We start from the raw sequence: 19,635 nt of genomic DNA, 5'->3' as shown, positions 1-19,635 counted from the left end.
CGGCTCTATTCCGGCTTATTCCCGGTCCGCCTCACATTCACCAGCTTGAGCAGCATATCGAACCAGAACGGCGCGCCCGCGCTGATGGAGAAAGCCGTTATGGCCAGACCGATCACGTACCAGAACAGCTGAACTCCCTTGTCCGGGCTTTTTTCCATTTCCCGTTTGCCGCCCTTACGCTATCGGTGGCACCCGTGTCGATGCTCATTGGCGGTACGCCCCTGTGCCAGCCGATGGGGATATGCAGAGCGGCCAGTTCGCCCAGCTGGTCGGATATCTGCTGGAGATCGTTTACGCCAACCGAGTCATGGTGCCGCTGCAGGCTGTCCAGCGTCGTAACCGCCTTATTCAAAACGCCAAATGCCGAGTCCGCATTACCTTTCTGCAGGTGGCTCATGGCCACAGCTTTATAGGTCTGCTGTAGCGCCGACATCGTCGTATCCTGTTTTGCTTTCGCATAGTTGTCCGCGATCTGTTCCGCGATCGGCGTCCAGCTGACTGCGAAGAGTTGGGCTTGTATATATCGATTTGAAGAGGTGGATGCTGTTCACGTTGAGCACCAGCGTTACGATGATAGAGATGAAGAGGACCCTGCGCCGCATGAGGTCTTTGAACCATCCGGTCATCCGGTCCGTCTGGTCTTTGTACCACTTGTTGTATCTGCTGGTCGAGCATGGTCAGCACTTTCCCGGGATAGCCTCCGCTGTAAGAGATGCTCTTTTCGATCATGTTGACCAACAGCAGCTTGAGGTCGCTGTCTCCCTTCATGTTGTTGACACCTGCCTGGAAAAGTTTGAAGACATCCTCGTCTTTGATAAATTTCCTGCCGTGGTTGACGATCGTGTCGATCAGCGCCTGGCTGAACATGAAATTGCTGATATACATTGGGGGACGGTCAGGCGTCTTGAAGATCGCGGCTACCATCGGATGTTTGTACAACATCTCTCCGAAATTGATGTCCGCCCCGTTGGCAAACATCTTAACGATGCCTTCGAACAGCATCCGGCCACGCTCGTTCTTCCAGTTATTGATCATTTCCGTGAGCGTTCCGACCAGCAGACTCAGCAGTGCGAAGACGAGAACCAGACAAATTATCGTCTCCAGCAAGGGGAATTGGTAATGGATGATAACATAGCAGGCCTAAGTTACCGCTCTTCCGCGGTTGCGCCAACCGTAAAAACCCCTAATTTCCCTTCGGTTAGGCACTGTTGCCTTTCGGCGGGCGCAACCGCTGCCCGATATCCGTTAGTTGGATTCGGCGTGTTTCTTAAAGCTGTCGAGGATCGCCTGCCACCCGCCCCTCTGCATTTCGATTGGGTTTATGCTTTCTGCCTCAAAGGTTTCGGTCACGTGCGTTTCATTTCCTTTGCCTTCGAATTTTACTGATACCTTCCGTCCGTCGCCGATCGTATACTCGATCAGTTCGTTCTCTTTTACGGTGTCGTATACCCCACCGAAATCAAATCCAAAACTGCCGTCTTTCGCTTCCATTCTTGCCATGAATTGGCCTCCGGGGCGCAGGTCGTTTTCGGCGCGGGGTGTGTGCCATTCCGGCGAAGGAGAGTTCCACTGGATGATATGTTCGGGGGCAGACCAGAACTTCCAGACCTTTTCGACCGGAGCATTAACGGTGGTTTCAACGGTGATCTTTGTTGCAGTTGTCGTTGTCATTTTTTTCTCTTTAAGGTGTGAATGATTGATGATCGATTGACAATACAAACATACTCTGCTTCTACGGTATTCACGCTGTGCGAAAGCGGCAATCAGGGGGCCGATTCCGCCAGTCGATCATATGTCCTGAAAATAGCAATTTTGGTTATCTGATAAACCGCACCGGATGCGGAACTTTGTGGTCTTATATTACTACTATGTCCAGTTCAGGTTTTACCGCTATCTCCGGGGCGCCGGAACTTTCCGGCCGGAAGCCCGGCTTTCGCGGGCTCTATTTTCTGCTGGCCGTATGGCTGCTATTACTTGGAATTTTGTCTGCGACCGGCTTCTTCGCCGACTTCTCCAAATTGCCACCCCGAATGGCTTTCGCGCCGCTGGTCCCCCTGCCAATAGTACTGTGGTTTGCCCGGTCAACAACGGGGAAATACCTGATCTGTCACGTCCGGCCGCAGTGGATGGTCTACCTGCAGTCCTTCCGCATTCTGGTGGAGCTCGGTCTGTGGGCGCTGGTGCGCAATGGGGTGTTGCCGGTGCAACTGAGTTTTGAAGGCAGAAATTTTGACGTCCTCGTCGGGCTGCTGGCGATACCGGTGGGATATTTTGTTTTTGTCAGAAAGTCACTGCCTTCCTGGACGGTGCTTGTCTACAATATATTCGGGCTGCTGATGCTGGTGAATGTGGTGACCATCGCTTTTCTTTCGATGCCTACTCCCCTGCGTAAATTTCCGGGCCAGCCCGACGCCGGAATACTGGCTCATTTTCCCCTGATATACCTGCCGGGGCTGCTGGTGCCCCTCGCCTATTCGCTGCATATCTTTTCCATCCGCCAGTGGGCGGCGGCCCGCAGGCGATAATCAGTTACTCTTTCTTCTTTGATTCCAGAGCTCATAATAAACGTGCAAACTAAAGGACGAATTTTTATCTGCTCCATTCACGCCAGCGCCATTTACCGGCAAAATCGTTTTTAGCCCCCGCTGGTACTGAAGTCCCAACGTAAACCGCCTCCATGTATAGTTCGCTTCCAGCAGCAGTCGCCAGTCGGATCCGGACAGGCGGTTGTAGACGGAATCATTTGTCTTCAGTCCGATGGTTTTCGAGCTGATCAGTGTATCGCTTCCCCGTCCGTTGCTGGGGCGCAGCGTAATGCGGTCCTCTCCCGCTGCCTGCCACAGGCGCGAGTATTGAATGCCGGCGCCAAGCCAGAGCCCTTTGAAGACGCGGTAATTGATGGTCAGCGGGAAATCGGTATAATACAGTTTTTTCAGCGTGATCTTACTATACTCCAGATATTGGGGATAGCCGGCAATATGGGTGGTGTCGCCCCCGCTGCTGTCGATCACCTGCGGTCGGGTATACTGGGCGCTGTTCACGCGCGGGGCGGTCTGCAGATACCACCGGTCCCCAAAACGAAACCGGAGATAGGGCGAGGGGATATAGTCTGAAAGAAGGTTATAGGATGACAGTTTCTGTTGTCCGATAGGAATGGACTGGCTCAGCGATAGTCCGGCTTCAAAGCCGGGTCCTGCCGGTCTCTTATTGGCGATGGCCTTTTTACCCGTCGCAGCCGCTTTATTCTTATCCCCGGAACGAATCCTCCTCAGGAGCGAGTCCGCCACAGAGATAAGTTTAGGGGACGGGGGAGCCGTTTTAGCGAGCGCCGGTCCTTCGCTGCTCCTGTATCTATTTCCCTTCCTGACCGGGATAGTCCGATCACGGACCATTCCACCTCCCCGGAGAACGATGCTCTCCCGGGTTGTCCCCTCACTCCCTGCTTTCCCCTTGTCACGCGATACCTCCCCCCGACGGAAGATCGCTCTCCCGAACCCGTCCCTTCACCGCCAACCGGCGCGAGGCCGTTTTCAATCACGCGTCCGCCAGATGTCTTACCACCGGCGAGGCCCTCGTCCTTATCCCCTCCCTCGGGCAACCCAACCTCACTCTGGCCCCTTCCCCCGGGCACCCCGTCCCGACTCGCGTCCCCCAACCCACCTCCGTTCTTTTTCCGTGCCCCCGAGAACCCGGTCTCCCCCCGCCCGGAATCCCCCCTCGTACCCACAACAACGACTCCACCCCGCGAACGCGACCCCTGCCCCGGCCACATCACAAAAATCCCGTCACGGCAACCGCCGCAACCCCAAGCCAAACAGCCGGCCTCCCGGGCCCTAACCCCCTCCCGGCACCCCCCGGGCCCGCCGGGCAAGCCGCCCCGCCAACCGGGCACCCCACCGGCCATTCACCGGCTGCTGTACGTCAAGCTGCCGCTTCATCATCGACCAACCCTCCTCCACCGGAGGCACCGGGATCGGGCTTTCTTCAGCCGAATGATAGATATGTGGTTGTTTTTCCTGATCCATGGTCATTACGAAAAATGTCGTTCTAAAATCGATCTTAGTTTCTTTCGGCTCTCGCTCAGATGCCATTTCACCGTTCCACCGCTGATGGACAACTGGTCCGCTATATCGTTGACGCTATACCCCTCCAGATAGAACAATCCGCAGATGACCCTCGTGGCCGGACTCAGCCGGTCGAGCAGCCGGTAGAGGTCCTTTCCTTCCAGTGCTATCAGGGGGTTGGTGCCCGTGTCCGTCTCCGCGATATCACCCGGCCCGGCGCGAAAAGCAGCCGCGGAAGCCCTGAACTTGTCCAGAGCGGTGTTGCGCACTATCGTATACACCCAGTTGAAGAATTTCCCCTTTTCGTCCTGATACGTCCCGATATGCTGAAACACCTTTAACATCCCGTCGTTGACAGATTCAACCGCCTCGTGGTCATTTTGAAAATATCGCCTGCACATGCAAAACAGCGGGACATAGAATTCCCTATACAATTTTTCCTGACTCTTCCTGTCATTCCCGATACAGCCTCTTATTATTTCCTGGAGATCTTCCAAATCTTGTCCCTGTTAAAAAACATAAGTCCCGGGACCGCAGCCCCGGGGTCTGAATAGGATTGATCGATTACAGGTCTATCTTTTTATGTGCAGAGGGGAGATGATCACTCCGGTCGTGTAGTTCCAGGTAAAGGTATAGTCTGAACCGGTAATTGTCAGCGATCCCGAATAAGTCGCCCCGCTATAGTTCGCCGAAAAAGGATAAGTTCCATTAGGCCAGTCTTTTATACTGTTCTGCAGGAAGAGGGCAGAGACCGCCGGTCCCGCGTCGCCGCAGCCATTGATATGATTGCTCACGACCCAGGGAAACTGCATGGATATCCCGGTGTTAACACCCGCCGATATGGAATAAATGTAGTAGGGGAGACAGCCATACCGCCGGGAAGACTGCGCAACAAGGATCAGGTCGCTGGTATCGGACATCGGCGTCAGCGTCAGCGTATCCCTGTCAACAGCCGTCGTATCAAAGGAAGGAGACATCGGGGGGACATAGACTGTATCCGCCACAACAACCGTCCCATAACAGCTATCCCTTCTGGCACTATCGGAGCCGCTCGCATAATTCGCCGATATCTTGTAGCGGCCCGCTTTGAAGAAGAGCACGGAGGCGCTTCCTGCCGAGGCAGTCAGCCGCGCGCCGGAATCCGGGCTCACCGACCATTTTACGCCCGAAGAGCTGACGCCCTGCGGCAAAGACACCATCAGGGGCTGTCCTTTCTTAACGGACTGGTCGGAAAGAGTGAGTGTCAAAGAGCTTGCATTGGGTGGAGTCTGACTGCTGGTTGACTTGTTGCAAGCCATCCAAAATATCAGCCCGCCCGCGAGGAGTAGGGCCGGCAGTAATTGTTTCATACGCAAATTTTTTTAAGTTGAATACTTTACGTCCTTGCGCACCGATTAGGTTGGGTATGGGAAAAATATTTATTTTTATTCTTTATAACTGTCTTATGTACCGACTATCAATTCTTATTCTGGCTCTTATCTTCACTGCCCATTCCGCAATGCCGCAGTACCGCACCGACAAACGCCTCGAAGCGCAGCTGCGTCCGCTGATAGATTCCTTCCACGGAGTCGCCGGCATTTATGTCCGCAACCTCAGGACCAACAAAGAGGTCGCGATCAATGCCGATACCATTTTTCCCACCGCGAGTATCATCAAGGTCCCGATCATGGTCGGCATCTTCGACAAGATCAATCAGGGGGTATACAAATACCACCAGCCGCTGGTATACCGCGATTCCCTGGCGAAGAAAGGGTCGGGGTTGTTCCAGTTCTTTAAGGACAGCTCGGCTACCGATCTCCAGACCGCCATCGTACTGATGATCACGCACAGCGATAATTCCTCCGCCGTCTGGTGTGAAAAGATGGCCGGCGGCGGCCTGGCCATCAACGCCTGGCTCGACGCCCATAGCTTCAGGGATACCCGGCTCAACAACCGGACGCCGGGGCGGGATTCAAACAGACAGCTATACGGCTGGGGACAAACGACGCCGAGGGAGATGGCCCGGCTGGTCACCCTTATCCGTAATGGCGAAGCCGTCAGTCCGGCGGCAAGCCAGACAATGTACCGGATCATGACCCAGGTCTTCTGGAATGAATACGCGCTTTCGGCGCTTCCGCCCTTTGTACAGGCGGCGTCCAAACAGGGGATGGTAGACGATTCGAGGTCGGAGGCCGTGCTCGTGAACGCGCCTCACGGCGACTACGTGTTCTATATAGCGACGAAAAATAATAAGGATCAGCGATGGGTATCCGACAATGAGGCCTGGCGATCTGGCGCGAAAAATATCCGCGCTGCTTTGGGAGTACTACGAGCCGCACTACAACTGGAAACCTGCACCTGTCATCGAATAAATTACGTACATTCACAACTATGAAAAAGGCCATCGGCATGCTTGCCCTCCCGTTGTTGTTTTGTATTTCCGTCGCCCGCGCCACAGACTATTCCGTTGCCCGCGCGGGGGACTATTCCTTTCCCCGCGCCACTGAATATTCCCCTGCCCGCACAGGGGACTATCCCGTCGATTCGACCATTGAAGGCCGCTGGGACCTCGTCGTACACCAGAATGACCGCGAAGTTCCTTCCTGGCTGGAGATCATCCGTTCGGGGGTTCGCACGCTGGTCGGCCGTTTTGTCGGTGGCGGCGGCAGTGCGCGCCCCATCTCAAAAATTGAATATAAGGACGGCAAGCTGCATTTCTCCATTCCTCCACAGTGGGAGCGTAGCGACAATGACCTTGTCGTCGACGGTACCTTCCAGGGCGATAGTCTGAAGGGGACGCTCACCAACCCGGACGGCAAGTCCTCGGTCCTCGGTCGGCGCACCGGGCGCCCACTTTGCACCGGAGCACGGCGCCGGTATGGGGCAAGCCCATCGCGCTGTTCAACGGCAAAGACCTCAAAGGCTGGCACGCGTCGGGCGCGACCAATCAGTGGCAGGCCGTCGCCGGCATCCTGAAAAGCCCAGCGTCTGGTTCCAATATTATCACAGACGGAAAGTATTCCGACTTCAAATTACACATCGAATTCCGCTACCCCAAAGAGAGCAACAAGTGGTGTCTATCTGAGGGGCCGCTATGAAGTCCAGATCGAGGACAACGACGGGACCGAGCCGTATAACAATCAGATCAGCGCCGTCTACGGCTTTCTTTCTCCCACCGAACAGATGGTGAAAAAGGCCGGCGAGTGGCAGTCGTACGATATCACACTAGTCGGAAGGCTGGTTACGATCGTATTCAACGGAACGACGGTCATCTGCAACCAGGAGATCCCCGGCATCACCGGCGGCGCCCTCGACAGCAGGGAAGGCGAGCCGGGCCCGATCTACCTCCAGGGCGATCACGGTCCCATCGAATATCGTAATATCACTCTGACACCTGGCAAATAACTGTATGACCGATTTCCAGGAAGATATACTTACGGACGTATTATTGGAGCCAAAAACGGCAAGTATTGGCAGTCGGATAGGGGCGGCGATTGTGGATACCCTAATCCTGTGGGGAATAGATTTTGTCATTGGCCTTGCTGCAGGTCAGGCTCATTATTCGTATTTCAGCTATGGTTTCAGCCTGACGGGCCTTCCTGCAGTTTTATCGATGGTGGTCTGGTTGCTGCTGATCCCGGTACTTGAGGGGTCGACCGGGCAAACACTCGGAAAACGAGTTTTAAGAATACAGGTGATCCACGAGCGTTCGAACGCTCCCAGTATTGGGTTTTCAATTATCCGGCATCTTTTTGACATTGTCGACTGTCTTTTTTGGTCGGTTTGATCGTTGCCGCCGCCAATTTGAAAAGAAAGAGGATTGGCGATCTTGTTGCGGGTACAAGGGTTGTATATAAATAAACTAGTCCCCATTAAAATTCTTTATTCTGATATTTGGCCCTCCCTTCGTCTTCAAACCCGCCTTATTCAGGCTGTAGGTTAGGCTCATCAAAAAATACCGGTGCAGTACATTGTACCTTTCGTCGATAATATTTCCCTGATTCACACTGCGGGTGATCCCATTATTTTTGTCGAGCAGATCCATTACCCCGAATTTTACCTCGGCACGGTCGTTTCTGAGAAAGGATTTGGCCAGCGAGACATTCCACAGCGGGATCCGGGTATTGTATCCGTCGGACCGTCCGGTATTGAGGATATAGCTGAACTCATTGTGAAGCGTTAAACCCAGCGGGAGATAGTTGGTTGTCGTGGCCCCGTAGTTATGGCGGAGGTAGTGGGTATTCAGCGCGGGCTGCAGCGAATAGCTGGCCGAATAGAAGGCTACCGACGCCGCCAGCTCGAGATCGAATTTTTCGTTGATATCATAGTTGAATGAAAAATTGGGGCGCAGCGTAGTCGAACCGATCCTGTTCGCTTCGCCGTTGACGAAAGCGATATTTCGGCTATAGACAAAAAAGGTTCCGATCTCGAGGCGGGCGTGGAGCGGGCGGATAGGGAAGCCATACTCCAGATTCGACAGGAGATTGCCCGTGCCGTTGGCGTTGTCGGGCCGACTGGTGCGAGTTCCCATCGCGCTGACCGAATCGCTTTGTACGATAGCGCTGAGGGCGTCCGTCGCATTGACGAAGAACAGCAAGTGTTTACCCCGCGAAGGGCTGGCCGAAAAATAATTGAGCGAAAGGCTATGAGTGTAACTCCGTCTCAAAGCAGGGTTTCCCGTAGTAATATTGAGAGGATTGCTGATATCCGGTGCCGGCTGCAGCTGGGCGACGGATGGCTGTGTGGTGTAGGTGGAATAGTCCATCCGGAGATTTCGCGTCTGCGAGAAATTGTACTGGAGGATGGCGTTGGGCAGGACATCTGTAAAGGACTGTCGGACATCCGATCCGCCGGAATGGTTGGTGGCGTTCAGTGACGCCGACTGCCAACTGGCTCCGACCGTGATATTCAGTTTTTTCTGGTTACTGCGAAAACTGACGCCCCCGCCGGAATAGCGGTAGTCACTTCCAAAATCGTTGCTCAGCAGCGAATCCTGCCGGTCGTGTTTGCCCGAGCTGGGGTTGAAATCAAATGCATGTTTATTGCTGCTGCCCTGATTGACGTTGAGGAAGCCGCTCAGCGCGAGCAGCGATCGCCGGCCCAGCGGTTCGGTATACGTGATATTACCGCCCAGGCTTTTGGTAGTTGCATTCCGGTCCGTCAGTTGGTTGATGGCCGAGTCGGCGCCCGGGCCGCCGGTATAGTAATGGTTGCCCGACAACTGACTGCCGTCCTGCCTGCTATGATTATAGGCGACACTGAAATCGCCGGAAACCGTCCTGCCTTTCTTCGCCAGCCTTCGCCGAAGCAACAGCCCCGTCGACATCTCGAACGCGGAAGGGTTCGTACCGTTGTCGCTGAAACCGTCATTTAGCAACTGCACGCCCTCGGTCAGGCTGCTGTAGCGGTCCGAGACTTTTTTCCTGCATTTTGCCAGGTCAGCGCCGGCGACAGCCGGAAGGACGTGCTGCTGTCCGCGCTGCTGGTCGAGGATGGCAGCCAGCCGGTGTTGGGTAGCCTCGTCAACAGTAGCCGAGCTGTCCTGGGTCGTGTAACTATTTCCCGGCGCCAGATACTGGGAGAGCGAAGTCTTGTCGGTCGTCAGGCGTATATTGCTGACCGTATAGTTGGAGTTCAGCGACGATTTGCCCTTATTCCAGGAATTGTTGTAGTTGACCCCTCCCGCAAAAGTCCTTGCGATGCCCTGCTGGTTCTGGCCGAGTCCGGTCACCGGAAGCCCGTTGTTGCCGCCGGCTTCGCCCGTCTGGATCCTTATCCCGCCGCCGCCGTTGCGCATTCCCCGCGACAGCTCGCCGGTAAAGTTCAGGACGTCCATCATCGAGAAACCCTGCCGGTTGGTATTATTGGCCATTCCAAGCAGCGACAGCTGTTCATCTCCTTTGAATTTATTGATATTGGCCTGCCCATCATACCGGCCGCCACCCCCGGCTGACCCTGACCCTCCACCCGATCCCCCGCCTGCCGTCACCTTCCCAAACGTGGCAAAATTTCTATCCTTCTTCAACTGCAGATTGATCGTCTTTTCACTGTTGCCGTCATCCACACCGGTAAACGCCGCCTGATCACTCTTCCGGTCGAAGACCTGTACTTTGTCAACAGCGTCGGCATTGAGATTCCTGGTCGCCATTTTTACATCACCCGTAAAGAACTCTTTTCCATTAATGAGCACCCGACGTACTGTCTGCCCGTTGACCTTCACCGTTCCGTCGCTTTCCACCGTGACACCCGGCATCTTCTTCAGCATCTCTTCGACAACGGCGTTGGGCTGCGTTTTGAAATTCTCGGAGTTGAATTCGAGCGTGTCGTTGTTGATCTCCACCGGAGGACGTCTCGCCGTGACCTGGACACCCTCCAGGCTGCGGGTCTGGGACAGGCAGATCCCGCCCGTTTCGTGTACTCCCGCTCCGGAAAGATGCAGCAGCGGCCGCCACACCGGAAGATAACCCGCATACGAGGCCGAAAGCAAATAGTCGCCCGCGGCCACTTTTTTAACTGGAAATTCCCGCCAGAGTCGGCGACTACAAAACTAACGAGCGTAGTATCCCGCGCGTTCACCAGCGATACCGTAGCATACGCCAGCGCTTTATTGGCCGATGAATCGAAGACCCTTCCCCTGATCGTCATCGTTTGGGCGTAGGTCGTGAATGTATACAGACAGAAGGCTAAGGACAGCAGGTTTCGGAGCATAAGATCAGTTTCGCCGAAGTTATCGGCCCGCGCGCTGACACCGGGTTAAGCAATCTGGCAGAAAAGTTAAGCGAGGTTAAAATCTTCAGCACACCAAAAATATACCGCATCACAACCATCTACGGCAGGACAAATCTGTACCCGACACCCTTTATAGTCAGTATCTCTATCCTTGGATCGTGCTTTAGGTAATTCCGAAGCTTGGTAATGTACACGTCGAGGTTCCGGCTATTCAGGAAAGAGTCGTTGCCCCATATGGCCTGCAGGATGTCTTCGCGCGGGATAATATGGTTTCTTCCGATCCAAAGTTGCTTCAGGAGCTCACTCTCCCGGTAGGATAGTTTGCGTTCCTCTTCTCCCGCGAGGGATGCGTGGGTATACACCAGCACCTGGCGGTGCGTCGAGAAAACATAACCGCCGATAGCGATAGCTTCCGATACAGGACCAGGCGCCGCAGCCCCCGTCTGACGCGGAGCGCATTCTCGATCCGGACGATCAGCTCTTCCATGCTGAAAGGCTTGCGGATATAGTCATTCCCTCCTGTTCGGAAGCCCCGGACCAGGTCTCCCGTCTGCGTCTTCGCCGTGAGGAAGATGATGGGAATATCGTCATTGGTGGCACGGATATCCGTTGCCAGCTCGTAGCCGTTGCGGCCGGGCAGCATCACGTCAAGCACGCACACATCCGGTGCGCCGCTGGTGAACGCGCCCATTACCGATGATCCGTTAGTCACCATCATTACCTCGAAACCCCGGCTCTCGAGGGTCTCTTTTACGATCTTGCCCAGAAAGATCTCGTCTTCCGCATATAGTACTTTTATCCTGCTCATGCGAGGGGTAGTTGTATGGTGAAACGGGTTCCCTTTCCTTCTTTGCTTTCCACCGAGACCGAGCCGTTATGTCTGGTTACAATATGATGAACATAACTAAGGCCCAGCCCATAGCCCTTGATATCGTGGTGGTCGCCCGAGGGAACGCGGAAGAATTTGTCGAAGATCCGGGAGACATAGGCGGCGGGTATGCCGATACCGTTGTCGGTCACAACCACGTCCACGGTAGGCGAGGGGCTCACATTTTCCGAGAGATGGATCGTGACCGACGGAATTTCTTTACTGTATTTGACGGCGTTGTCCAGCAGATTGGAGAATACGCTGCCCATATGCGTCCTGTCCGCTTTTACGGTCCATCGTTCGCCGCTGGTGGTCAGCTGCACGAACGCGCCAGTCTTTTCCAGCTGCAGCCGCATGCTGGCGATAGTCTCCGCCGCCAGCTCGTGGAGGTCCACCTCCGTAGTATTCAGCTGGATCTCCCTGTTCTCATACGAGGACAGCTTCAGAACTTTGTCGACCAGCATCGACAGCCGCTGAAGCTCCAGTGCAGAGATATCGAGGTATTCCCTCGTCTTCTGCGGGTCATTCAGCGCATCGAAATGGCGCAGGGCTTCTACCGCCACCTTGACCGTCGAAATGGGCGTTTTCAGTTCGTGGGTCATATTGCTGATGAAGTCGTTCTTTATAACGGCCAGCTGCTGCTGCTGTTTGAGGTTGCGGTAGAGGAAGACAAAAGAGGCCGTAGTGAAGGCCAGGAGAAGGACGCCCATGCCCAGTGGCAGCCGCAGCCGGTTCAGGATATAACCAAAAGGATTGCCGAAACTGGCCTGGTATGCATAGACATTCGATAGCCCCAGAAAGAGGCAGCTCGTCTTCAGCTGATCGGAAGGTATCGGTCGTTCGAGCTCCTGCGGGCTGCCCTGCACCCGCTGCATGACATAGGGGACGTCGATCCTGCTTTTGAGCAGCTCCGTTTTATAAGCCGAATCGATCTGGCCGATCGTAAGGGCCTTTCTGCCGGTGTCCGTCGGGGATATATACCTTATGACCAACTGTGCTGCAACATCGGGATCCGGCGGAGGAACGATGTCTCTCATCGTGATCATCCTTTTCACCTGCGTGTCGCGATCGCCCGCCCGGCCATCCCGGGCTCCGCGATCCTCACTGTCGGGTCCGTCCGGCTGGCCCCCCGCGGACAATGCAACCATGACCTGTCTCGGGTGCCCGCGATCCTCTTCGATAAACCTTCCGGTTGCCCCCGACATTCGAATACTGGTTCTAACACTGTCCACAGCGTCGAATAGAAAAATTATTCCGGATCTCACTCCGGTGGGCAACGGTGTCGTCCTGGAAACGCTGGAACTGCAGTTTATAGATCACGTCCCTGAACGTGACCTCCGTCTCCTTTTTCAACTCCGCCCATTCTTCGTTGTAGAGTTTCCGGAACCAGTACACCTGGAAGACGGTCATTCCGATGATCGCGAGCATCATTAGGGCGGCGGAAGTCCGCAGCCTGCGCGAGTCCGGTATAATGGATCCGATCTTCATCATCAGTAAAGATAGGCAAGATACCGGCCGAAAAAGAGGATTAACCTTAATTAACGTTATAGCAGGGTTGATTAACGGAAGGCGGCTATAGATTTGGAAAAACAAGAAACATGAAAGCTCTGCTCCTCCTTTGCGCCATAGGCACCACCGCAACGCTGCATGCACAGCAGCCCCCGCAAGTCAACGCACAGCACCCCCGCAAATCCACCAGGGTACCATCCACTACGAGAGAAAAGTCGACGTACACCGCCACCTGCCGGACCCGCAAATGAGGGCGACCATCCCGCAGTTTCAGACCGCGGCATATGACCTGTCGTTCAACGACAGTATTTCTGTCTACAGGGCCGCTCCGAAGGACGAGGCACCGGACCCCTTCGAGCCTTCCGGCGGCGGCAACCGCATCGTCATGCGCTTTGGGGGACCTGGCGACGACGGCGTGCTCTACGAGAACCACGCCAGCGGCAGGCTTCTGGAAGAGTCGACGCTCGAAGACAAGAAATACCTCGTCTCCGATACGGTTGGGGGCCTGTCCTGGAAATTGTCGGAGGAGACAGCCAGCGTGCTCGGGCATTCCTGCAAAAAGCAACGGCCACAAGTATGCGCGGAAGCAAGCTGGTCGCCTGGTACTGCAGCGATATCCCCGCCTCCGTCGGACCGGAAAAATTCGGCGGGCTGCCGGGAGCCATCCTCCGCCTCGACGCCGACAGCGGAGGCATCGTTTTCAGCGCGATTCGGGTAGACCCGGCCGTCCGGGACAAAGACCTCCGTGCGCCGGCAGGAAAGCCGATCAGCCGCGCCGACTACGAGAAAGCTGCTGGACAAGGTCCTCGGCCCCGCCGACGCACAGGGACGCCGGATAGTGCGGCGGATAAACTGACCCCAAACGGGTCTTTTTTTTGAATATATGTAGTCAACTACGTAGATTTGTACATAAATTATATTGAATGGAAGAACCGGTTTTGATCAGGGCGCTCGACAACTCTTATTGTCAACGGATTATCGACCTCATCCTGCCCATACAACAGATAGAGTTCGGGGTTCCGATCACCATCGAAGCGCAACCCGACCTGCTCGATATCGAAGGCTGCTACATCCGCCCCGGCGGAGGGTTCTGGGGCGCGCTGACCGCGCAGGGGCCGTTCGGGCCAAACCCGACCAACCCAAACCCGACCAACCTAAACCCGACCAACCCCGATCTTATCCTCGGCAGCATTGCTCTCATGTCCGTCGGCCACAACGCCGGAGTCATCCGCAAAATGTTCGTCCGAAAAGAATTCCGCGGGAAACAACTCTCGATCGCCCAACGCCTCCTCGACACGCTGATCACCCACTGCCGCAACCACGGCATCCACGACATCTATCTCGGCACCGTCGACCAGATGAAAGCGGCCCACCGCTTCTACGAACGCAACGGCTTCCGGGCAATCGGGATAGACGCCCTGCCGTCATACTTCCCGCGCATGAAGACCGACAATCTGTTCTATCATTTACATCTCGAAATATGAACGTCATCGATGATCTGGGGCTGCTGGCCATTTCCACGCGCCTCCAACGGCTGAGCGACCAACTCCGCAAGGACGGCGCCCTCATCTACAGGGACAACGGTATCGACTTCGAACCCAAATGGTTCCCAGTCATCTACACCCTGCACCACAGACCTGGGCTTAGCGTGGTCGAGCTGGCGGCGGAGATCGGCTATGCTCATCCTTCCACCATCAGCCTGCTGAAGGAGTTGGAAAAGAACCGACTGGTCCTGAGCCGCAAGGATAGGCTGGATGAGCGCAAGCGGATCCTTAGGCTTTCCGACAAGGGTAAGCAGCTGGTTCAGCAGATGCAGCCTGTCTGGCAGATCATGACTAAGGCCATCGAGGAGATTACCGACACGCGAAACAATCTTATGAAGGCCATCATTGAGGTCGAGACCCGGCTGGGCGAAATGAGTTTTTTTGAACGTGCGCGTTCGCATAAAAAATAAAGGTTTGCCGGCCCAGGGCCGTTCTATTTCTCTCCTGGTTTTACCTGCATGATGTGCTGCGGGATCAGCCCATGCGCCTCCCTGTGCGTGTTGATCACCGCCGAAGAGTCCGGCGCCTGAGACAAACACACCACCATTCCCCCATTCACCCAGTAATTGATAAAGTTCACACCATACTTTCCCTCTACGGCCAGATCCTTCTGGTGAGCAGCGGCAACATCCTGTGGCGTAACCTTTTGTGTCCCAAAATCGTGAACGTCGAGGTAGAAATTCTTTTCTCCGTTAAGAGACGACTCCTTACCTTCGGTTACCGGATATATCTGATCCGGGAGCAGACCATGTGCTTCTCCATGGGTCTTTCGGATAGATTGGGTGTCAGCAGAAGAAGAAAGGCAATAGACGTCCCCCCGGCTTCGTCAACCCAATACTTGAGAAAATGCACCCCGTATTTCCTTTGAACAGCCAGATCCTTTGCGTGTGCCTCTGCGACTGCCGCCGCTGTGACCTTACCTGGACCAAGGTGATGTACGTCTAAATAAAGATGTTCGTCCTTATCCGACTGGGCCAATATTCGGATAGGAAGCAGGCTCATCGCTGCAAGTGCTGTGTGGATAAAAAGACTTTCATGGTAGAGTGGCTTTGAATTGTTGTTTTGATTAATGAATTTTCCATCACAAAGGAACCTTCAATTCAGCTATAGGGTGTAAGGATAATTCCCTATTTTACCATCACTGTCCCCCCATTTTATAAATAACCACTATGGAATTGATCGAAAGAGCCGGTTTCTTAGCCACTCTGCAGTCAAGACTTAAAGACGTTGCAGATGGGGAAGGGCATTGTATACTACTAAGTCGGGGAGTCCGGCATCGGCAAGACGTCCCTGATCAGAGCTTTTGCCGGGAAAAGGGCTTGCCGCCAGCGTCTACCAGGGCACCTGTGACGCCCTGTTCACGCCCCGCCCGCTGGCTCCGCTCTACGACATCATCTGGCAGATCCACGGCGACGCCTGGGACAATGGCAACAGAGACAGGGCCGCCCTTTTCAACCGCTTCTTTCACGAGATAGCCAGCGGAAAAGGCCCTTCCATCATCATATTCGAGGACATCCACTGGGCCGACGAGGCCACCCTGGACTTTATCAAGTTCCCGGCGCGGCGCATCACCCGTCTTCACTGTCTCTTCGTCCTTACCTATCGCGACGACGAGATCCATTCCCTCCATCCCCTCCGGAACGTCCTCGGGGCAGCTGCCTCCGGACTCCTTTACCCGCATGCACCGGCCCCGCTGTCCCGACCGGCCGTCGAGCAGCTCGGCCCGCGAGAAAGGCTACAGCGGCGAGGATGTCTACAGCATCTCCGGCGGCAACCCCTTTTATGTCAACGAGATCCTGGCCAGCTATAGCTCTGGGCGTCCCCGACAACATAAAGGACTCCATCCTTTCTGTATACCACCGCCTCGACGAAAAGACCAAGCAGGTTTGGGACCTGCTTTCCGTCCTCCCAACCGGTTTTGAGGTCAAATACCTTGAAACGGTAGAACCCATGTACGCGTCCGCGCTCGCGAACTGCCTCGAAGCAAAGATCCTCTTCGTACGGGACGGACTCATCTACTTTAAACACGAACTCTACCGGAGAACGATCGAGAATTCGCTGTCCCCCTTCGTTCGGATCGCGCTCAACAGAAAGATCCTCCAGCTGTTTAGGGCCAGTTTCGAGGAGCACCGCGAGATCGAGCGCATCGTCCACCACGCCAAGAACGCCAACGAGTACGATCTCGTCGTCCACTACGCCCCCTCGCCGCCGCTGCCGCAGCCGGAGTAGGCGCACACGTCGAGGCTTCCAAATTGTTCTATACCGCCATCGAATACTATCAGGGAAAGGACAGGGACACACTCGTCCGCCTCTACACGTCCTATGCCTACGAGTGCTATCTGACCAACCGGATCAAGGAGGCCATTATCTTTCAGGGCAAGGCGCTCGCGATCTGGAAGGAAAAACACGAAGTCGAAAAGATCGGCGATTCCATGTGGTTTCTGTCCCGCCTATGGTGGTTCGACGGCAACCGTAAACAGGCCGAGGGCTACGGTCACCAGGCCATTGAGGTCCTCAGCGCCCGGCCCTCATCCCGGGCCAAAGCCATGGCGTATAGCAATATGTCTCAGCTAAAAATGCTCTCCGACCATATCGTCGAGTGCATTCACTGGGGCGAGAATGCCATCATCATCGCCAACGAGTTGGGCGACGACGAGATCCTTTCACACGCCCTCAACAGCGTAGGGGCCGTACAGATGCGCGTACCGGCCTACAGGGAAAGAGGCATCCTGCTGCTCAAGCGAAGCCTCGAACTGGCGCTCAAACACGGATATCATGAGCTGGCGGCCCAGTGCCTACACCAGCCTCAGCAACGGCGCCATAAAGATCAAAGACTACGCATTCGCCGACGAGATCCTGAAGCAGGGCATTCAATACTGTGAGGAGAGGGAACTGGATTCCTGGAGGACCTATATGCTGTCCGGGAAAGCCAGGATGATGCTCGAGACGGGACGCTGGAACGAGGCCTGTGCCATTTCAGAAGAGCTTCTCAACAATAGCGAGCAGGCCCCCATCGTGCGCATGGGCGCCCTAGTGGTGATCGGGACCATAAAAATGAGAAGGGGAGGAGAGGACGCCCTTCCGCTGTTACTGCAGGCGAAGACGATGGCCTTCGAGGCTATGGAGCTGCAGCGGATCCTTCCGGCGCTGGTAGCCCTGCTGGAATACGAATGGCTTACCGGCCGGGTGCTGCTGGAAATAGCAGCGATCGAATACGCCATCGGCCTCATCGGGCAGACGCCCGGCATGCACGAGAACGGCGAATTCGACTTCTGGCTGCTGCGGACCCGCAAACAGGCGGTGCCCCTCCGCGAGGCCTGTGAAGGCTATCGCCTGGACACACCGGACAGGGCGGTCCGGGCCTCGGCTTTGTGGGATCGTCTCGGCTGTCCCTACGAACAGGCGCTGGCCCTTTTCGAAAGCGACGAAGAGGACAAAAAGAAGGCGCTCACGATCATCAGCCAGCTGGGGGCAAATGCCGTCTGCGAAAAGATGAAGATGGATATGAGGACCTCCGGTATCAAAAGCATTCCCCGCGGCCTCCGCAAAACGACCCTTGGCAACCCGGCCCTCCTTACCGAACGCGAACTCGGGGTGCTCGAACTACTGAAAGAAGGCCTGCAGAACAAGGAGATCGGCGCGAGACTCTTTATTTCCGCCAAGACCGTCGACCACCATATATCATCCGTACTCTTTAAACTCGACGTCAATTCACGCACCAGGGCGGTCCAGGAAGCCCTCCGCCTCGGGATCCTGAAATAGGCCGGAAATCGCGGCTCCCAGGCCCCACCGCCCCCGTACCCAAATGTTCCCTAATATAGGGAACCGTACCCTCTTAAATAGGGAACACCCCCGATAAGACCCATCGGGATAAAGCCCAACTTTGTATAGGTAAAGGCCCCGGAATGGGCCGATTAATCAATAAAAACTCACCGTATGAAGAAGTTTGTCATCGAAAGAATCCTCCCCGGCGCAGGAAACCTCTCGCCGGAAGAGCTCCGAGGAGATCGCAAGGGCCTCCTGCGAAGTCGTCTGCCAACTGGGCAAACCCTACCACTGGATCCAGTCCTTTGTCACCGACGACAAGATCTACTGCATCCATATCGCCGAGAGCGAAGAGCTGATCCGGGAACACGCACGTCTGGGCGGTTTCCCCATCAACACCGTCTCCGAAGTAAAAGCAGTGATCGATCCCATGACCAGCAACCTGCTATAAGCCGCCCGCTGGGTCGTCCCAAAGGCAAACCCCAAAGGCAGCCGCCGCGGGCTTGCCCGTCTTTTTCCCCACCGTGTCGTGGCATGGTTTTTTTTGAAAATGCCACGACATGGCGCGGCTTTCTCTGTTCATCCTTCTTTTCTTCTCATCCATCCGGGCTCATTCCCAGGACGGCAAAAACTTATTTCAGACCAACTGCGCTCAGTGCCACAATCCGGTGAAGGTCATCACCGGCCCCGCACTGAAAGGGGTCACTGACCGGGTCAGCGACCGCCGGCTCCTCCACGACTGGATCCATAACAATACAAAAGTGCTGGCCTCGGGGAACACCTATTTCAACAACCTGTATAATCAGTACGGCCGCGCGCCGATGAACACCTTCCCCGGCCTCACCGACGCGGAGATTGACGCGATCCTTACCTATGTCGACAACTATGCGGAACCGGTAGCAAAGACCAACACGTCCGCCTTTCCCACACCTTCCGAACAAGATCATACACTGCTATACGGCATCGTCAGCTGTATACTCGGCCTCTTTGTAATTGGCCTCTACCTGCACAACCGCAATCTGAAAAAACTCGCCGAAGAAAGCCGGGGATCGTTCCATCACCTCCCATCCCCGTCTACCGGAACAAGATCTATATTAGCTTGGCCGGCATTTTGCTGTTTGGCGCCCTTGGCTATTGGGTGACACAACTGGGCATCGGTCTGGGCAGATCACAAGGC

The 19,635-nt window shown here is 55.3% G+C and carries 32 protein-coding genes; 17 read left to right on the top strand and 15 right to left on the bottom strand.

Going from position 1 to position 19,635, the window contains the following annotated elements:
• Window positions 1-5: 5 nt before the first annotated feature.
• The 4 genes from ACQ86N_RS37945 to ACQ86N_RS37930 form a co-directional block, all read right to left on the bottom strand.
• Entirely contained in the window at window positions 6-158 is a 153-nt protein-coding gene (locus tag ACQ86N_RS37945; protein WP_431211560.1) for a hypothetical protein, read from the bottom strand.
• A complete protein-coding gene (locus ACQ86N_RS37940) occupies window positions 113-433 on the bottom strand; it encodes a hypothetical protein (RefSeq protein WP_431211559.1) in 321 nt (106 codons plus the stop codon). The genes ACQ86N_RS37945 and ACQ86N_RS37940 overlap by 46 nt, the downstream gene beginning before the upstream one ends.
• Window positions 394-1,107 carry a hypothetical protein gene (locus ACQ86N_RS37935; protein WP_431211558.1) on the bottom strand — a complete coding sequence of 238 codons (714 nt, stop codon included), beginning with the start codon at window positions 1,105-1,107 and terminating at the stop codon, window positions 394-396. Before ACQ86N_RS37935 ends, ACQ86N_RS37940 begins: the two co-directional genes overlap by 40 nt.
• Window positions 1,108-1,245: 138 nt before the next feature.
• Complete coding sequence (locus ACQ86N_RS37930; RefSeq protein ID WP_431211557.1) at window positions 1,246-1,671, bottom strand: SRPBCC family protein; 426 nt, start codon at window positions 1,669-1,671, stop codon at window positions 1,246-1,248.
• Between the two features lie 197 nt (window positions 1,672-1,868).
• Between ACQ86N_RS37930 and ACQ86N_RS37925 the strand changes: the two genes are divergently transcribed.
• The gene (locus tag ACQ86N_RS37925; RefSeq protein ID WP_431211556.1) at window positions 1,869-2,525 is read left to right on the top strand and encodes a hypothetical protein; all 657 of its coding nucleotides are present in this window, start codon (window positions 1,869-1,871) and stop codon (window positions 2,523-2,525) included.
• On the opposite strand, the gene ACQ86N_RS37920 is transcribed toward ACQ86N_RS37925, so the two are convergent.
• From ACQ86N_RS37920 to ACQ86N_RS37905, 4 genes are all read right to left on the bottom strand, one after another.
• Window positions 2,526-3,287 carry a hypothetical protein gene (locus ACQ86N_RS37920; RefSeq protein WP_431211555.1) on the bottom strand — a complete coding sequence of 254 codons (762 nt, stop codon included), beginning with the start codon at window positions 3,285-3,287 and terminating at the stop codon, window positions 2,526-2,528. It lies immediately after the preceding gene.
• Window positions 3,288-3,833: 546 nt separating this feature from the next.
• On the bottom strand, window positions 3,834-4,031 hold the full coding sequence (locus ACQ86N_RS37915; protein ID WP_431211554.1) for a hypothetical protein: 198 nt from the start codon (window positions 4,029-4,031) through the stop codon (window positions 3,834-3,836).
• Window positions 4,031-4,561, bottom strand: a complete 531-nt coding sequence (locus tag ACQ86N_RS37910; RefSeq protein WP_431211553.1) for an RNA polymerase sigma factor — start codon at window positions 4,559-4,561, stop codon at window positions 4,031-4,033. The genes ACQ86N_RS37915 and ACQ86N_RS37910 overlap by 1 nt, the downstream gene beginning before the upstream one ends.
• A 75-nt stretch (window positions 4,562-4,636) precedes the next feature.
• On the bottom strand, window positions 4,637-5,413 hold the full coding sequence (locus ACQ86N_RS37905) for a hypothetical protein (protein ID WP_431211552.1): 777 nt from the start codon (window positions 5,411-5,413) through the stop codon (window positions 4,637-4,639).
• Window positions 5,414-5,508: 95 nt separating this feature from the next.
• Here ACQ86N_RS37905 and ACQ86N_RS37900 point away from each other — a divergent pair, with 95 nt between their 5' ends.
• The 5 genes from ACQ86N_RS37900 to ACQ86N_RS37880 are packed head-to-tail and all read left to right on the top strand — an operon-like array spanning window position 5,509 to window position 7,830.
• The gene (locus ACQ86N_RS37900; RefSeq protein WP_431211551.1) at window positions 5,509-6,438 is read left to right on the top strand and encodes a serine hydrolase; all 930 of its coding nucleotides are present in this window, start codon (window positions 5,509-5,511) and stop codon (window positions 6,436-6,438) included.
• Window positions 6,435-7,019: a hypothetical protein gene (locus ACQ86N_RS37895; RefSeq protein WP_431211550.1), complete on the top strand. Its 585-nt coding sequence runs from the start codon at window positions 6,435-6,437 to the stop codon at window positions 7,017-7,019. The genes ACQ86N_RS37900 and ACQ86N_RS37895 overlap by 4 nt, the downstream gene beginning before the upstream one ends.
• Window positions 6,935-7,141 (top strand): family 16 glycoside hydrolase, encoded by a 207-nt coding sequence (locus tag ACQ86N_RS37890; RefSeq protein ID WP_431217761.1) that lies wholly within the window; start codon window positions 6,935-6,937, stop codon window positions 7,139-7,141. Before ACQ86N_RS37895 ends, ACQ86N_RS37890 begins: the two co-directional genes overlap by 85 nt.
• On the top strand, window positions 7,041-7,448 hold the full coding sequence (locus ACQ86N_RS37885; RefSeq protein ID WP_431217760.1) for a 3-keto-disaccharide hydrolase: 408 nt from the start codon (window positions 7,041-7,043) through the stop codon (window positions 7,446-7,448). Before ACQ86N_RS37890 ends, ACQ86N_RS37885 begins: the two co-directional genes overlap by 101 nt.
• A gap of 4 nt (window positions 7,449-7,452) precedes the next feature.
• Window positions 7,453-7,830 (top strand): RDD family protein, encoded by a 378-nt coding sequence (locus ACQ86N_RS37880; protein WP_431211549.1) that lies wholly within the window; start codon window positions 7,453-7,455, stop codon window positions 7,828-7,830.
• A 75-nt stretch (window positions 7,831-7,905) separates the two neighbouring features.
• Here ACQ86N_RS37880 and ACQ86N_RS37875 read toward each other — a convergent pair whose 3' ends face one another.
• The 5 genes from ACQ86N_RS37875 to ACQ86N_RS37855 all read right to left on the bottom strand — a co-directional run bounded on the left by ACQ86N_RS37875 (window position 7,906) and on the right by ACQ86N_RS37855 (window position 13,131).
• Window positions 7,906-10,548, bottom strand: coding sequence for an outer membrane beta-barrel protein (locus ACQ86N_RS37875; RefSeq protein ID WP_431211548.1), 2,643 nt, complete (start codon window positions 10,546-10,548; stop codon window positions 7,906-7,908).
• Between the two features lie 322 nt (window positions 10,549-10,870).
• Window positions 10,871-11,134 carry a winged helix-turn-helix domain-containing protein gene (locus ACQ86N_RS37870; protein WP_431211547.1) on the bottom strand — a complete coding sequence of 88 codons (264 nt, stop codon included), beginning with the start codon at window positions 11,132-11,134 and terminating at the stop codon, window positions 10,871-10,873.
• The gene (locus ACQ86N_RS37865; RefSeq protein WP_431211546.1) at window positions 11,065-11,580 is read right to left on the bottom strand and encodes a response regulator transcription factor; all 516 of its coding nucleotides are present in this window, start codon (window positions 11,578-11,580) and stop codon (window positions 11,065-11,067) included. The genes ACQ86N_RS37870 and ACQ86N_RS37865 overlap by 70 nt, the downstream gene beginning before the upstream one ends.
• Complete coding sequence (locus ACQ86N_RS37860) at window positions 11,577-12,788, bottom strand: sensor histidine kinase (protein ID WP_431211545.1); 1,212 nt, start codon at window positions 12,786-12,788, stop codon at window positions 11,577-11,579. Before ACQ86N_RS37860 ends, ACQ86N_RS37865 begins: the two co-directional genes overlap by 4 nt.
• A gap of 70 nt (window positions 12,789-12,858) precedes the next feature.
• Window positions 12,859-13,131, bottom strand: coding sequence for a hypothetical protein (locus ACQ86N_RS37855; protein WP_431211544.1), 273 nt, complete (start codon window positions 13,129-13,131; stop codon window positions 12,859-12,861).
• 107 nt (window positions 13,132-13,238) lie between these two features.
• On the opposite strand from ACQ86N_RS37855, the gene ACQ86N_RS37850 reads away from it, so the two are divergent.
• The 5 genes from ACQ86N_RS37850 to ACQ86N_RS37830 are packed head-to-tail and all read left to right on the top strand — an operon-like array spanning window position 13,239 to window position 15,103.
• A complete protein-coding gene (locus ACQ86N_RS37850; RefSeq protein ID WP_431211543.1) occupies window positions 13,239-13,400 on the top strand; it encodes a hypothetical protein in 162 nt (53 codons plus the stop codon).
• Entirely contained in the window at window positions 13,397-13,867 is a 471-nt protein-coding gene (locus ACQ86N_RS37845; RefSeq protein ID WP_431218037.1) for a hypothetical protein, read from the top strand. Before ACQ86N_RS37850 ends, ACQ86N_RS37845 begins: the two co-directional genes overlap by 4 nt.
• Window positions 13,765-14,028 carry a hypothetical protein gene (locus ACQ86N_RS37840; RefSeq protein ID WP_431217759.1) on the top strand — a complete coding sequence of 88 codons (264 nt, stop codon included), beginning with the start codon at window positions 13,765-13,767 and terminating at the stop codon, window positions 14,026-14,028. The genes ACQ86N_RS37845 and ACQ86N_RS37840 overlap by 103 nt, the downstream gene beginning before the upstream one ends.
• Before the next feature lie 44 nt (window positions 14,029-14,072).
• Complete coding sequence (locus ACQ86N_RS37835; RefSeq protein WP_431211542.1) at window positions 14,073-14,633, top strand: GNAT family N-acetyltransferase; 561 nt, start codon at window positions 14,073-14,075, stop codon at window positions 14,631-14,633.
• On the top strand, window positions 14,630-15,103 hold the full coding sequence (locus ACQ86N_RS37830; protein ID WP_431211541.1) for a MarR family winged helix-turn-helix transcriptional regulator: 474 nt from the start codon (window positions 14,630-14,632) through the stop codon (window positions 15,101-15,103). The genes ACQ86N_RS37835 and ACQ86N_RS37830 overlap by 4 nt, the downstream gene beginning before the upstream one ends.
• Window positions 15,104-15,126: 23 nt before the next feature.
• Here the strand turns inward: ACQ86N_RS37830 and ACQ86N_RS37825 are convergent, their stop codons facing one another.
• Window positions 15,127-15,423 carry a DUF4242 domain-containing protein gene (locus ACQ86N_RS37825; RefSeq protein ID WP_431217758.1) on the bottom strand — a complete coding sequence of 99 codons (297 nt, stop codon included), beginning with the start codon at window positions 15,421-15,423 and terminating at the stop codon, window positions 15,127-15,129.
• Window positions 15,411-15,695 carry a nickel-binding protein gene (locus tag ACQ86N_RS37820; RefSeq protein ID WP_431211540.1) on the bottom strand — a complete coding sequence of 95 codons (285 nt, stop codon included), beginning with the start codon at window positions 15,693-15,695 and terminating at the stop codon, window positions 15,411-15,413. Before ACQ86N_RS37820 ends, ACQ86N_RS37825 begins: the two co-directional genes overlap by 13 nt.
• 301 nt (window positions 15,696-15,996) lie before the next feature.
• On the opposite strand from ACQ86N_RS37820, the gene ACQ86N_RS37815 reads away from it, so the two are divergent.
• From ACQ86N_RS37815 to ACQ86N_RS37790, 6 genes are all read left to right on the top strand, one after another.
• Window positions 15,997-16,503, top strand: a complete 507-nt coding sequence (locus tag ACQ86N_RS37815) for a hypothetical protein (RefSeq protein ID WP_431211539.1) — start codon at window positions 15,997-15,999, stop codon at window positions 16,501-16,503.
• A complete protein-coding gene (locus ACQ86N_RS37810; RefSeq protein ID WP_431211538.1) occupies window positions 16,476-16,922 on the top strand; it encodes a hypothetical protein in 447 nt (148 codons plus the stop codon). Before ACQ86N_RS37815 ends, ACQ86N_RS37810 begins: the two co-directional genes overlap by 28 nt.
• Before the next feature lie 23 nt (window positions 16,923-16,945).
• Complete coding sequence (locus tag ACQ86N_RS37805) at window positions 16,946-17,575, top strand: hypothetical protein (RefSeq protein ID WP_431211537.1); 630 nt, start codon at window positions 16,946-16,948, stop codon at window positions 17,573-17,575.
• Window positions 17,469-18,455 carry a LuxR C-terminal-related transcriptional regulator gene (locus ACQ86N_RS37800; protein ID WP_431211536.1) on the top strand — a complete coding sequence of 329 codons (987 nt, stop codon included), beginning with the start codon at window positions 17,469-17,471 and terminating at the stop codon, window positions 18,453-18,455. Before ACQ86N_RS37805 ends, ACQ86N_RS37800 begins: the two co-directional genes overlap by 107 nt.
• 184 nt (window positions 18,456-18,639) lie before the next feature.
• Entirely contained in the window at window positions 18,640-18,909 is a 270-nt protein-coding gene (locus ACQ86N_RS37795) for a DUF4242 domain-containing protein (protein WP_431211535.1), read from the top strand.
• Window positions 18,910-19,018: 109 nt separating this feature from the next.
• Window positions 19,019-19,600, top strand: a complete 582-nt coding sequence (locus ACQ86N_RS37790; RefSeq protein WP_431211534.1) for a c-type cytochrome — start codon at window positions 19,019-19,021, stop codon at window positions 19,598-19,600.
• The last annotated feature ends 35 nt before the right edge of the window (window positions 19,601-19,635 follow it).

This window comes from Puia sp. P3 (genome assembly GCF_050632245.1).
Classification (GTDB): Bacteria; Bacteroidota; Bacteroidia; order Chitinophagales; family Chitinophagaceae; genus Puia.
This window is presented reverse-complemented; position numbering and strand designations above follow the sequence as displayed.

What these genes read in the sequence shown, in the direction of transcription:
- ACQ86N_RS37945 (WP_431211560.1), bottom strand. Translation starts at nt 158, where the DNA reads ATGGAAAAAAGCCCGGACAAGGGAGTTCAGCTGTTCTGGTACGTGATC.
- ACQ86N_RS37940 (WP_431211559.1), bottom strand. Translation starts at nt 433, where the DNA reads ATGTCGGCGCTACAGCAGACCTATAAAGCTGTGGCCATGAGCCACCTG.
- ACQ86N_RS37930 (WP_431211557.1), bottom strand. Translation starts at nt 1,671, where the DNA reads ATGACAACGACAACTGCAACAAAGATCACCGTTGAAACCACCGTTAAT.
- ACQ86N_RS37925 (WP_431211556.1), top strand. Translation starts at nt 1,869, where the DNA reads ATGTCCAGTTCAGGTTTTACCGCTATCTCCGGGGCGCCGGAACTTTCC.
- ACQ86N_RS37915 (WP_431211554.1), bottom strand. Translation starts at nt 4,031, where the DNA reads ATGACCATGGATCAGGAAAAACAACCACATATCTATCATTCGGCTGAA.
- ACQ86N_RS37905 (WP_431211552.1), bottom strand. Translation starts at nt 5,413, where the DNA reads ATGAAACAATTACTGCCGGCCCTACTCCTCGCGGGCGGGCTGATATTT.
- ACQ86N_RS37900 (WP_431211551.1), top strand. Translation starts at nt 5,509, where the DNA reads ATGTACCGACTATCAATTCTTATTCTGGCTCTTATCTTCACTGCCCAT.
- ACQ86N_RS37895 (WP_431211550.1), top strand. Translation starts at nt 6,435, where the DNA reads ATGAAAAAGGCCATCGGCATGCTTGCCCTCCCGTTGTTGTTTTGTATT.
- ACQ86N_RS37880 (WP_431211549.1), top strand. Translation starts at nt 7,453, where the DNA reads ATGACCGATTTCCAGGAAGATATACTTACGGACGTATTATTGGAGCCA.
- ACQ86N_RS37865 (WP_431211546.1), bottom strand. Translation starts at nt 11,580, where the DNA reads ATGAGCAGGATAAAAGTACTATATGCGGAAGACGAGATCTTTCTGGGC.
- ACQ86N_RS37860 (WP_431211545.1), bottom strand. Translation starts at nt 12,788, where the DNA reads ATGGTTGCATTGTCCGCGGGGGGCCAGCCGGACGGACCCGACAGTGAG.
- ACQ86N_RS37855 (WP_431211544.1), bottom strand. Translation starts at nt 13,131, where the DNA reads ATGATGAAGATCGGATCCATTATACCGGACTCGCGCAGGCTGCGGACT.
- ACQ86N_RS37850 (WP_431211543.1), top strand. Translation starts at nt 13,239, where the DNA reads ATGAAAGCTCTGCTCCTCCTTTGCGCCATAGGCACCACCGCAACGCTG.
- ACQ86N_RS37845 (WP_431218037.1), top strand. Translation starts at nt 13,397, where the DNA reads ATGAGGGCGACCATCCCGCAGTTTCAGACCGCGGCATATGACCTGTCG.
- ACQ86N_RS37835 (WP_431211542.1), top strand. Translation starts at nt 14,073, where the DNA reads ATGGAAGAACCGGTTTTGATCAGGGCGCTCGACAACTCTTATTGTCAA.
- ACQ86N_RS37830 (WP_431211541.1), top strand. Translation starts at nt 14,630, where the DNA reads ATGAACGTCATCGATGATCTGGGGCTGCTGGCCATTTCCACGCGCCTC.
- ACQ86N_RS37820 (WP_431211540.1), bottom strand. Translation starts at nt 15,695, where the DNA reads ATGAGCCTGCTTCCTATCCGAATATTGGCCCAGTCGGATAAGGACGAA.
- ACQ86N_RS37810 (WP_431211538.1), top strand. Translation starts at nt 16,476, where the DNA reads ATGTCAACGAGATCCTGGCCAGCTATAGCTCTGGGCGTCCCCGACAAC.
- ACQ86N_RS37800 (WP_431211536.1), top strand. Translation starts at nt 17,469, where the DNA reads ATGAGCTGGCGGCCCAGTGCCTACACCAGCCTCAGCAACGGCGCCATA.
- ACQ86N_RS37790 (WP_431211534.1), top strand. Translation starts at nt 19,019, where the DNA reads ATGGCGCGGCTTTCTCTGTTCATCCTTCTTTTCTTCTCATCCATCCGG.